Origin of the sequence: Pseudobutyrivibrio xylanivorans, assembly GCF_008935055.1 — a bacterium.
Lineage (GTDB): Bacteria > Bacillota > Clostridia > Lachnospirales > Lachnospiraceae > Pseudobutyrivibrio > Pseudobutyrivibrio xylanivorans_A.
Genome location: NZ_CP043028.1, coordinates 95,461 through 107,815 on the forward strand (window position 1 = coordinate 95,461; position 12,355 = coordinate 107,815).

At 33.4% G+C, this 12,355-nt stretch carries 11 protein-coding genes; 1 reads left to right on the top strand and 10 read right to left on the bottom strand.

Annotated elements, in window-relative coordinates:
- Positions 1–34: 34 nt before the first annotated feature.
- Complete coding sequence (locus FXF36_RS00450; RefSeq protein ID WP_151621918.1) at positions 35–844, top strand: PIN domain-containing protein; 810 nt, start codon at positions 35–37, stop codon at positions 842–844.
- Between the two features lie 135 nt (positions 845–979).
- On the opposite strand, the gene FXF36_RS00455 is transcribed toward FXF36_RS00450, so the two are convergent.
- From FXF36_RS00455 to FXF36_RS00500, 10 genes are all read right to left on the bottom strand, one after another.
- On the bottom strand, positions 980–1,447 hold the full coding sequence (locus tag FXF36_RS00455; protein WP_167511237.1) for a cupin domain-containing protein: 468 nt from the start codon (positions 1,445–1,447) through the stop codon (positions 980–982).
- Between the two features lie 77 nt (positions 1,448–1,524).
- Positions 1,525–2,079, bottom strand: coding sequence for an NAD(P)H-dependent oxidoreductase (locus tag FXF36_RS00460; RefSeq protein WP_151621920.1), 555 nt, complete (start codon positions 2,077–2,079; stop codon positions 1,525–1,527).
- Positions 2,080–2,101: 22 nt separating this feature from the next.
- Entirely contained in the window at positions 2,102–2,281 is a 180-nt protein-coding gene (locus tag FXF36_RS00465) for a hypothetical protein (RefSeq protein WP_151621921.1), read from the bottom strand.
- Complete coding sequence (locus FXF36_RS00470; RefSeq protein ID WP_151621922.1) at positions 2,278–2,976, bottom strand: site-specific integrase; 699 nt, start codon at positions 2,974–2,976, stop codon at positions 2,278–2,280. Before FXF36_RS00470 ends, FXF36_RS00465 begins: the two co-directional genes overlap by 4 nt.
- A 309-nt stretch (positions 2,977–3,285) precedes the next feature.
- Entirely contained in the window at positions 3,286–4,425 is a 1,140-nt protein-coding gene (locus tag FXF36_RS00475; RefSeq protein WP_151621923.1) for a hypothetical protein, read from the bottom strand.
- Positions 4,426–4,914: 489 nt separating this feature from the next.
- Positions 4,915–6,168, bottom strand: a complete 1,254-nt coding sequence (locus FXF36_RS16505) for a restriction endonuclease subunit S (protein ID WP_243143540.1) — start codon at positions 6,166–6,168, stop codon at positions 4,915–4,917.
- Entirely contained in the window at positions 6,146–7,798 is a 1,653-nt protein-coding gene (locus FXF36_RS00485) for an HsdM family class I SAM-dependent methyltransferase (RefSeq protein ID WP_151621924.1), read from the bottom strand. The genes FXF36_RS16505 and FXF36_RS00485 overlap by 23 nt, the downstream gene beginning before the upstream one ends.
- A gap of 2 nt (positions 7,799–7,800) precedes the next feature.
- The gene (locus FXF36_RS00490) at positions 7,801–10,863 is read right to left on the bottom strand and encodes a type I restriction endonuclease (RefSeq protein WP_151621925.1); all 3,063 of its coding nucleotides are present in this window, start codon (positions 10,861–10,863) and stop codon (positions 7,801–7,803) included.
- Positions 10,864–10,969: 106 nt separating this feature from the next.
- Positions 10,970–11,305, bottom strand: coding sequence for a hypothetical protein (locus tag FXF36_RS00495; RefSeq protein WP_151621926.1), 336 nt, complete (start codon positions 11,303–11,305; stop codon positions 10,970–10,972).
- Between the two features lie 25 nt (positions 11,306–11,330).
- On the bottom strand, positions 11,331–12,308 hold the full coding sequence (locus FXF36_RS00500; RefSeq protein WP_151621927.1) for a hypothetical protein: 978 nt from the start codon (positions 12,306–12,308) through the stop codon (positions 11,331–11,333).
- Positions 12,309–12,355 lie beyond the last annotated feature (47 nt).

Consider the following 12,355-nt stretch of genomic DNA (forward strand, 5'->3'; position numbering starts at 1 on the left):
AGGTCTGTTAACTATAGAAATATGTGAGGTTAATATGGGATTATTTAATAAGAATGTAAAGAACGAAAATAAAGTATCAGATATAAGCGCTGCAACAGGAGAATCAAGAGTAATTAAGAGATTATATCTTGTAGACTATGAAAATGTATCAGATGCCGGACTTGTTGGTGTTAATCAATTATCTAGCAACGATATTGTTGTAATTTTTTATGGTTCAAAGGTGAAAACAGTTGCATATGAATCGCTTATAGCTATAACTAGCTCCACAGCAAATATAGAGCATGTAAAAGCCGAAAAGACTGCAAAGAATTATTTGGATTTCCAACTAACAACATATCTTGGATATAAGTTGGGACAGAATTCTTATGATGCAATATTCGTTATCAGTAGAGATTCTGGATTTGATGCCGTGGTGGATTTTTGGACTGAAAAGGGATACTCAATAAAGCGTCAGGAATCCATTGTAATAAAAGAAAAAGTGGTTGAAGAAATATCTGAAGAGCAGCCAAAGGCTAGACCTAGAAGAACTTACACAAGACGGGCTGGTAATTCTGGAAGAACGACCACAAGAACCGTAAGACAAAAGGTAGTAACAAAACCTCAGCCAAAGAAGCCTAGAACTACTACTCGACCTACTGTTACTGATAAGCAAAAAGCTGAAATCAGAGCTGCACTTAAAGGTGCTGAGTTAAGTGCTCCAGACTATAAGAAAGTGTATGATGCATTTGCATCTTGCGAAAATGCATCAACTTACAATAATAAACTTCAAAAATCACTTGGCAATGATAAGACTAGTGTAGTTTATAAAGCTACATCAAAAATCTTTGAAAATGCTAAGAAGTAAAATGGGCTGCCTTATCGGCAGCCTTTTTTGGGAGAATGATATATGAAAAAGTTTTTATTATCGCTCTTGCGATGGTTGTATATTACTCTCCTAATATGAATATGTACTGGAAATAATGTGAAATGTAACTGAAATCTAATAGGCTAAATACTCAATATTCTCAGCAATCTCTGGGAACTTCTCCTTAATCTCCTGCTTTTCAACGAGTCTAAAGCCTTCATAAGTAAAGTTTGGTGTAGTAGCGCAGGATACAAAAGTGAAGCCATCTGGTTCAAGATTTTCTGCAGCAAAGATAGCGCCCTTTGGGATAAGAACCATAGCTCTCTGACCGCTTTCTACATCGTTTCCTAATAAAAGTTCTTCTTTGCCAGTGTCTGTAAGCATTGTTACCTTCATTCCACAGCCCTCGTGGAAATACCAGATTTCATCACAGTCTATCTGGTGGAAGTGAGAAAGCTCACCTTTATCTAAAAGGAAATAAATGCTACCTGCAAGAGGTCTACCTTCCTTTTCAAAAGGAGCTGTGTAGACTTCTACGAACCAGCCGCCTTCAGGATGTTTTTCAAGGTTATATTCTTTCTTTAGTACGTCTGCTCTATTCAATTTAGTCCTCCTCAGGCCAAGTATCGCCAATATTTAACTGTTTGTAAGAAGTTCCTTTTCGTATAATGGTTGTAGTATCAAATCTTTTCTATTCTTGTAATTACATCATTAAGAACAGCTTTTTCATCAGTTCCGTAGATATCTAACCCTGTTGCTTTGATTAGCTCTACATCTTTTATTCCATAGAAGTTTTCTGCTAAGGACTTTATGTATCCGAATCCATATTCTTCTGGAACGTAGGTGCCACCAGCTGTCATCACATAATAAAGCTTATTGGCTTTACATAACCCTTTGGGAAAACCTTCTGGTGTGTACTCAAATGTAATGCCCAGTACATTAATATGCTCAATATACTGTTTAAGTACAGCAGGAAAAGATAAATCCCAATATGGTGCAGCAATCACTATTATATCTGCCTTAGCGAACTGGCGAGCCAAGGTAAACATTGGATTATCAAAGCTTTGTGAAGCTATAAGGGAATCTCTTTTCTTTAAGAAAGCTTCATCGGTCTTTGGAAAATCTATGTTTTCGAGCTTTAGTTCTTCATAATCCCCAAGTTTAGAAAGTAACGCATCTGATAAAATCTTAGTTCTTGATTCTTCTCTTACACATGTATTAATAAATAAAGTCATACTCTTCCCCTCTTCATATTTGTTAAGAACAGTTAATGCTCATGTTTGTAGGATTATTTGTTGGTACTTCGTTGTCTTTATAGTTATTGTAAATCTCTGCTATTTCTTCCTTTGAAAAGTCTGGGAAGGAGGCATAGAGGGTTTCTAGATCCATCCCTGTGCTCACAAAGTTTTCTACTGTCATTTGGTCTTTTTTATTCATTTATGTCTCTCTTTCTTGAGGTTAACATAGAGTCTTTTTACAAAATCTCTAGCTTCATTGCCATTTAAATAGAGTGTTTCTCCTTTGTCATCAGTAAAGAGTACGTTTCTTTCTTCATCTTTAACGTAAAAACGATACTTTCCATAGCCACCATTAGGGTCTTTTTCTTTGATGATACTATACTTACCATCAACAGTGGTTTTGGTCCAGCCATTCATTTTAAAAGATACATCTTCAGGAGACTTAATTACCTTAGGTTTAGCTGGTTTGCCTTTCCTTTTATCTTCAGGTTTTTGCATTATATTTTCATCAAGGAAACCTGTTCTTTCCAAGTAATCAAAGTAATACCAAAGGCTTTTATAGCGCTTATCTTTTCTTTTTTGATCTGGAGATGTTAGTCCAGCTGTTATCCTATTTGGTTTATATAAAGCATTTACATATGACTTAATAATCTCAGGGGTAACTTTATAGAGTTTCTTATCATCAATATCTTTAGGATCTATTTCCCACTGTTCTGCTAATACAGAATAGAACAAGCGGATATCTAATATGTACTGATATATAGAAGCAATAGATTTAATATTGTCATACTCTAAGCTATGAGCAAAGGCAGCAACTGAACTTGGTAGTGTGTCAGTAATATTAGTGACTGTTCTGCTGATTTGAGCTTCTTTTTCATCTAAATACTCTTTCATAAGAATACCTCGTGTCCTATAAGGACAATTGAAGAATAGGTATGTGGCTCACTTTCAAGTCATCGTATATTGTAATTTTATCAGTTTTTACGTCTGGATGATAGAAAAATAGCCCTAGAGATATATATACCCTAGAGCTTTGGTATTAGAAAATTTACTTATAAACAAAGAAAGACATATGCATTTCTATAGCTACTTATCAGTATAAGAATCAAAATAACTATAGTTTAATTATATAAAAATAATACTGTCAGAATAACTATATTTCAAGTTAAACTGACAGTATTTCAAAATCATATTGTTAAAATGTTAAACTGACACATAGAATACTTTTCCATTTTTAAATACTATTTTAGCGTCTTCCATATACAGATTCTTATTCTCTTCACGACGATTAACAATTTCAGCACCTTTTTGAATACGGATTTTTTCAACCTCTTGTTTTTTCATAGACCTATACTGAAAATCATCGTTAATCAACGATAATGGCTTATGTACAATTGCATCTAAGCCCTTTCGCTCAAAAATAGCCTGATCAATATCTATACCTAGCGTTTCTTCATGCATCAAATGCCATTTCTTTGTTTTTTCAATCGTCTTGTCAGTGTACTTAAAACTACTGTCATAAGTCGAATAACATTGTTCAGGTGATAAAGCACCTATATGAAATGTATAATTTAAATCTGCAATCGTAAACAATACATTAACAAGCATCATCTGATACTTCTGCCATTCAGAAATATCTTTTGTAGCTTGAGAATACTTATCAAATGTATCATACTTTCTAAAACTAATCTGCTCTACTTCTATATTCGCCTGATTAAGTAAATTCATACAAGTAGTTTCTAATGATTGAAGTCTACTTATTTCTTCAGCCCTAAGGGTGACATCTTCTAGTATTTCAGCTTGGAAATCAGCAGCACGTTTAACCTGTGTTACAAGTGTTAGTACTTTGCTCTTATATTCGTTCTTTTGATAATCCTGAAGTCTTGATATTCCATCACTAATTGCATTAAGCTCAGCATTAATCTGTTGCATGTAATATTGTCCCACGACAAGAGATGCTGCTCCCATAGCGGCATTGGCAACATTTACAGCCGCAATATTTTTCATAGCACCATCAACAGACACAAAGTCTGCATTACCTGCAATTTTACCACCCTCTCTAAACATACCTCTAACTGCGCCTTCAGTAGCTTTAGAGTTAACGAGTTTTGCACCACTAGGCAATATTGCTTGATAAACTCCACTATTGGCTAAACCAGCAGCTTCCGCAGCTACAACCGTATTTCCAACAACTTGAGCTGCACCTGGCACAGCACTTACAATACGACTGATTACCTTCTCATCCTTAATTTCAACCAATGAAAGTTCATTAAATTCATCGGTAGTAACCAATTCTTTTAATTCAACAACTGCTATCTCATTTTTCTTCTTGCGAAAAATCATATTCTACTCCCACATCTTCCGTACATCCGGCTGATACTCAACCGTGATATCGTTTATACGGATTTTATTATAATACAAGATATGCTTATTTAGTTATATAAAAGGATAATTTGATGAGTTTGTTGTGTCGACACAAGATAAACAACATTCTTTGTTAAACTAACTTTATCTGAAAAACAAAAATAATAAAGTGGCTAAGATTAGCATTAATGGACTCGAGAAATTTGATGCTAAAACTTGGGTTGAACCTTCAAGTGAAGTGATTATTTATGTTAATACACCAACTATATAGCTTGCATCAGATGAGGGATTGCATTAATCCCTCATCTTGATTAATGAATTATGAATATTCAATTTAAGCAATGCTTAGCCAACCATGTTTGTTAGTAAAATGCTTTACCACTTTTTCAAGATTTTCGATAAATACAGGCTTTAGAATAAAGCGAGAACTCATGTAATTTAACGATGCAAGCACAATGAATTCGTAACTTACTCTGAAATTGATGCTTGTCCATTCATGAAGATTGGCAAGAGCCAATCTCTTAATTTATTCAATTGATCTATTTCTGATCTAATAGCCAACATTTTTATGTCAAGAGGTTCGGTTATACTAATGAACTTTTCACGGAGCGAACTTGGTATTTCTGGCAAGACAAAACTATTCATATTCTCTTGATTAATCTTATACTGAATAGATCCTGTTTTGATTTTTACAACTGGTATGTCTTTTAAAATCATTTGTAGAAGTAGACAAGAATATCCGCTTGCAGGTTTTAACACATGCGCGTGATTATTAATCCAGCATTTGCCATGAATTCTTTGTAGGACAGGATGACCGTTTTTATCCATGACCGAACCATCTTCAGCAAGAAGGATATAATCACCATCAAAGATATATTTGTTCACATAATCCATTATTTCAGTTGCTCCATAATAAGGATAGGCCCCTTGCATAGATAACCTTTCATTTGCAGATAAGGGTATCCTTTCTGAATCAAGACATGTTGTAATCTCCCCAACTGTAGTTGTATTCCAAGTCGCAGGAATGCTTTTGCCTAAAGATTCACTGTATATAAGTTTACCCCCCGACGCTTTATAAGGTTTGCGTTCCTCATTAGGATAGTCATACTGAGTGAACCAATAGTCATATATGCTACAAACCTGCTTGTATAAATTGTCGTATATCCTATTATTTAATTCTATCTTCTGTGATACACATTCTACACACTCAACAATTTTCTTCTGCGCTTCTAGGCTTTCTGGATAAGATATTTGCAAATCTCTAACCTCTCCTAATGTAAGAAGAGGCACCGTACTCCCTTTATTATTGTTCATCAAACATTTTTTCATCCACGGGCTACAAAACCAATAATATGCATACTTTACATCAACTAGTGATTGATTTATTCTTGCACGTATTTGTTTATTAGATATAACATATTCCTTATATTTTGAATCTCTAGGAATTAATCCTACTTGCCCTATTGTTCCAGCAGCAGTGAAAATCAAATCATCACTGTATGCATAGCAATTAAGCTCATCAGCTTTTTCCTTAGTGACAAAAACAAATCCCTCATCATTAAATTTCTCATATGATAAATTTAAATTGTTACCCCTTATTACTGGGACGCCTTTATCAACAAAATATTTACTGGAAATATTTGAACCAAATGGTCCAGATATCAGTGAACCTTTCTCTTTTATACATATATTTTCAAGTTTAGACGTTATTATTTTGCTCATAATTAACCTTTTTTAACTGTTCTATTATTTCCTTTTGCAGTTTCGCCCCTTCATCAAATAATTCCTGTAACTCAACCATATAGTTATTCATTTTATCGGTAAACTCCTGAGGTGTTAGTTCTACATAATCTATCTTTACCTCAAAATACTGTCCAGCTGAAAATGACAATTTTTTCTTTTCTATATCTTCGTATTTTACAACCACACTGAAATCATCAACCGGCTCCTTCTTAATAAAGATATCAATTATTCTTCTTATTTCACTATCACTAAGAACTGTCTTTTGATATTTGCCATCAATCTTTTCTTTAGTACCAAGATTTGAAGCATCCATCAATACGACATCTCCATCTTTATTTGATTTATCTAAAAAGATAATTGATACATTCGTTCCAGTAGTTGCAAAAATATTAGAAGGCATTGATATAACACCTTTTAGCATTCTCTCACGAATTATTCTATCGCGGATTTTCTTTTGAATACCACTTCCGGCAGTCAAAAATCCGGTTGGAACAACAATCGCTGCTTTACCGTCCTCTTTCATTGAATCAATAATATGTTGTAAAAACATAAGATATATGGCCATCTTAGATTTATCTTTATTTGGAACGTTTGGCACTCCTGCCCAAAACCGTTTATTATACTTACTACCAGCCAATTCATCTCTAGTCTCACTAAAATCAACATTAAAAGGCGGATTCGATACAATAAAATCAAAATGCTCAATATCTGTTTTTTTCTTATTTAAATGTCTAGGATAAAGCAACGTATCGTCTTGAATTACATTGGGCAACGAATGCACAAGATTATTTAGAATCAAATTTAATCTCATAAATTCGTTAGACTTTTGTGTAATATCCTGAGTATAAATAGTACAATGTTCTTCTCCTATCTGATGTGCCATAGCTAACACTAGCGTTCCTGTACCAGCAGAAGGATCATATACTGTCACATTTGTTGCGCCTTCAGGAGCCATAATCTTTGCAATAATTCCTGCAATAACGTGCGGAGTGTAATACTCTGCATATCGTCCAGAATCTTTATTGTAGTCCTTTATTAAATATTCAAAAATATCCGCAAAAAAATCATATTTCTGTTCAAAAACATTCTCAAAACTACTTGTTGCTAGTTTTTGTATAATTGCACTACATAGTGAATCCTTCTTCTCATCGTCTGCGATTTCTCTAGATATTGGTGAAAATAGTTTTATTTGAGCTTTTCCACCAGTATGCACAGAAAAAATCTCCATGTTCTTTTTTGAAATTTCTTCAAGTGCCTTATCGAATATGTTATGAAAATCCTCTTCGCCCTTGCGACTAAATATTGTAGATATCAGCTGCTCTTTACCAAGAACAGCGGTTCCTGCATCTAGACTAAGTAACATAATTTCATATTCTTCATCACTTTTGCTCTTTAGTAAGCTTTCAATTTCTTTATTACTTTTTCCTTGAAACTCTGGAACATTTTTTCCTAAATCATATATAAATTTATCGTTCAAAAATTTATAAAGAAATGATTGAGTTATAATCTTGTATTCCCCTGGACTATTGCCTGCTCCGGCCAAATTACATGCTGACTTTAAATCATCAATCATGGCATATGTTTCTTGTTTTATTTCTGAAATATTCATTTTTATTTCCAGGTCCTTTCATGAAAGTATTCTTCGGAAATACAATTTCCGATTTCTTTTACATTCTGAGCATTTAGCCGAATATCATTATTGTTAAATTCTTTTAATATTAAACGGTACATACTTTTTTGAAAATACGGTTCATTATCAAGAACGTTTTCATTATCATACACTTGCTTATCAACAGAATTTTTTACTGAAAGTAATATTCTGTTTAGCACAATATCAGTTGCAACTGGACTAATGCCCTCACGTAATCTTTTATGCGTTCTCATATACTTCAGATCACCATTATATTTTCTAGCTAGCATTGCATCCGCAAGATTCTTTTTTTTCGCTGCGTCTTCTATTCTATTTAGTTCCTTAATATGAGAATCCATCTCTTCTGCTGTTAATTCCTCAATATTTTTCTTTGCAAATAATCTTTGTAATTCATCAACTAATAAGACATATTCTGGATCTTTGGGATCATTATTACGCTGCAGTTCTGCCCGTGTATGCTCTAATGATTCTCGGAATTTATCTGCAATAACCATTTCACTTTCTGACACCTTATGGAACCTGAAGTCTATTCCATCCAAAGCCATATTTAAAATGGCAGACATGTCCTCCGCATTAGCCAATGCTTCCTTTTGATTTACTATATTGATTCGATTTGTTACTTCATTGTATAGAGACTTTATATTATCAAGGGTAAATCTATTTGCTAAATCATCATAACCATATAGCTTTGATAAATTAGCCAATTCCTTATATAGTTCTATAGCTTTACGAACTTCTATCAATTCACTTTTTTCTAATTCTGAAATTTGCTGTGAGAATATTTCTGCATTCTCTGTATCAAATAAAAAAAGCTTTTCGGAAATATAATCTAACTCTTTTTTAATCTCATCTTCGCCTTTTAGAATGTTGTTATATTCCTCAAAGGCATCTCCTAACTCTTGCTGAAGTTCTTCGAAATAGGCCTTATTTGTCTTATCAAATTCTTTTCTAATATCAGCAAAATCAACAACATAACCATATCTATAATTTTTATATGGTCTGTTAACCCTGGTTAAAGCCTGAAGTAAATTATGTTCAGTAATCTTTCTGCAAAGATAAAGCTTTTTGAGTCTATTCGCATCAAATCCAGTAAGTAACATGCGATAAACCACCAGAAAATCTATTTGTCCTTGCTTAAATTCATTTTGCTCGTGAGCTCTTGTATCTTTATCATCTTCATCATGCAATATTAAGGCACAAGAATAATCTTTATCTAATAAAAGTTCGCTATCATCCTGCTCATCTGCCAGTGCCACTTTGTAATTCTTAGACTTTATTTCCTCGAAAACAGCTCTAGCTTGTGATTCCGATTCGCAAACTATCATACCTCCGATGCTATCATCATTAAGCCTGAGTCTACTCCTTGTAAAATCGTCAATTATATACTTTACCAATGGTCTAACATAAGCTTTGTGCGCATATATATCTTTCGTAGGCAATGAGCCTTTAATAGCTTTGAGTTCTTTTAAAGCTGCCATTAGGCTCATTCTATACTCAGTCTTAATTCCTTCTCTTATTAATCTAAGAGTATACCTATCCGCAATTGAGCTGTTATAAAAGTACTTATGAATATAGTGCCCAAATACATCTGTTGTATTATAGTCTCCACTAATCAGAGGCGTTCCAGTTAACGCAATCATTACTGCATTTCTATCTGAAGCTATTAAATTTGCAAGAAATGACCCTGTCGGATTATAGCTTCTATGTGCCTCATCTAAAAAATAAATCCTCTGTATATTCAAATCGTAATCTAAAGATTTAGAAATAGCATTTGCAGATAGCTTTTGAATATTAATAACAGTAATAGATAGTTCACCGGTATTATTTTTTTCGCCTGGTTTCGTAAATACTTTTTCAAATTCAGCTTTGTTTTTGACCTCATCAACAACAAGTCCTCGAGAACGAAACTCGTCTGCAGCCTGTCGAAGTAAATCTAATCTATCTACAATAAAATAAAACTTCGCTATTATCCCTTGCTTTTGATAATAATCCTTCAAATAATGTGTATTGTAAAATGCAAGTTCAGTCTTACCGCTTCCTTGCGTGTGCCAAATTACCCCTTTCTTTACACCATCATCTAATTTTTTCTCAATTGCTTTTGTGGCAAATAGCTGAGGATATCTCATAATATGCTTTTCTAATCTTCTAATCCCTGTATCAGGATCTACTTTATCGACAAAGCATATTGCATATTTTAAAAGCATCATGAATCGCTCATGCGAAAGCATAGATGTAATAATTCTATTTGTAGGAGTAGTTGAAGACATATTAGTATCATACTCACCACTTCCCTTTATAGAAAACAGATTATTATCCTTTAAAATTTTCTTTTCCACATCAACATCTATTTCAGAGATGTTGTCAAATATAGAACTGTCTTCTTCCCTAAAATGACTAAAGAATAATTTTTTATAATCTGTGGTCGAATAAAATGCTCCTTCTAACGGAATGACCTCAGTATCATCATATTCACTATTATTTGAGAAAATCATAAACTGTGTAATATTTGCAAACCGGCGGAATTTCTTGTTTGCAAAACGTTTATTAATTCTTTCATATTCAGCTTGTATTCCATTTTTATTATTCGGTTTCTTTACCTCTATAAAAACAAGCGGCATTCCATTAACCAAAACTGTAATATCCGGTCTAAACTCTTCACTTCCATTTTTACAAGTAAATTCAGTGACTACCTCATATATATTTTTAAAACCATCAATAGAATCAAAATCTATTAACTTGAGTCCCTTATAACCTTTCTTTAGATAAGTATAAAAGCCCTGTCCCAAATCCTCTTGATTTAATGTATCTTTTAAATCTGCTATTATATCTTTTGCTTCTTGCTCAGAAATATTAGTTCCATTAATATTATTTATTCCATCACGAAAAGAACCAATAAAAATATTGGTATCCTCATCATATTTTCCATCAGATTCTTTTAATGACTTATACGTGTATCCTAGTCTTGTAAAATGAACAAGTGCTGGAATCTTTACTCTAGAATCTTCATTATGTATTACCGCCATAGACACATCTCCTATATGAATTAAAAGCATGTAAAAACACATAGTAATTATAGCATATATATTCTTGCCATGTATTTGAAATAACACTTTAACAACCTATAAAGTATTATTCGCTATCTATTAATATCCCGGAACAATTAACCAGTTTCAAATACTCTCCTTCGTTCAAATGAACATCTACACCGTCCGTCACCATATGAGCTTCTACTGTAGATTCTAAACTCATCGATGGGTTGGTGGCTATCTGATAACCACTATACTTATTTGGGTCTATTCTTTGTAAATGCCACGTACCACTTTCTGTTCCACATGTCACCTCATATTTCATGTAGATTGGATATTTCTTACTGTTATCCAGATGGTATGGTTTAAATGCCCATATTAACAATGCTAATGTTAATATGCTTCCCCTTATAAGATGCTTTTTCAAATATTTTTTCAAAAATTACCTCCCATAAAAATTATTCTTATACCGCTTCATTTTTAAAATAGTTCTTCAGCTGATTTGCCAAATCAAATTGCTCCAACTTATCAAATTCAGCTTTTGAAAAAGTAACAACCACATTTTGCCTAGATAAGGCATCTGCCTTAGTATTATATCCCCTGCTTACATGGCTAACATTGACAGAATTGAAACACTTATATAATGCAAGTTCTTTCTTCTTCTTGTTCCAATGATGTTTTGCGGTCAGATTATCAATCCAAATGTGCACATCTTGAGTGTAGTTATAATCATAAAGAAGCGTAAACAACGCATTTCCTATGGCTTCTAGGGTAATATCTTCAACATGATTAGTACTTCGAACCTGTCCTACTTTCTCACAAACAATATTTGCATAATTAAGTTCAGATTCTTTCTTGATTTTGCCCTTTGCTATTATGAAGCTGTAATTACTGACGAGCCCTCCTTTTGGATGCAGTGGATGCTTTTTGTTAGTTTCATCAATGAAAATCGTCACGCTTTCCACTCGCTGATTTGATTTTGAGCCACCCTCTTGCAATGCACTATCGCATAAATAAGATTCTGCTATTTCATATAAAAAATCCTTAGCAATTCTATTTGCCTGAATGGGATTCTGCAAATACTCACGGAAATTCTCATAATCAATAATGGTGCGAGTATTTTCATAAAGCAACTGCCCTTCCCAATATGAAACCCTCCTAGCAAGATTATTCATCATTATTTCGACTTCCTTAGTTACTATCTCAGGATGTCTCCTTTGAATATCTTGATAGCCAAAAAAATTAGATTTCGCCTCACGCAGACTATTTAAATCCAACTCATATAAAAAATGTACATTCAGCTGCATCATACGTAGAGAATACTTCCTAAGTAGTCCAATCAGGGCTCTGATTTCATTTTCTATCTCAGTATTGGCTTTAGTTTTGCAATACTGTCCCCTAAGATTCAAAGCATATAATGCAAGCTTTATGTATTCATCCAATATTGTCATACATTCTAATGCTCCAATCTTTATTCATCTTGCATAGA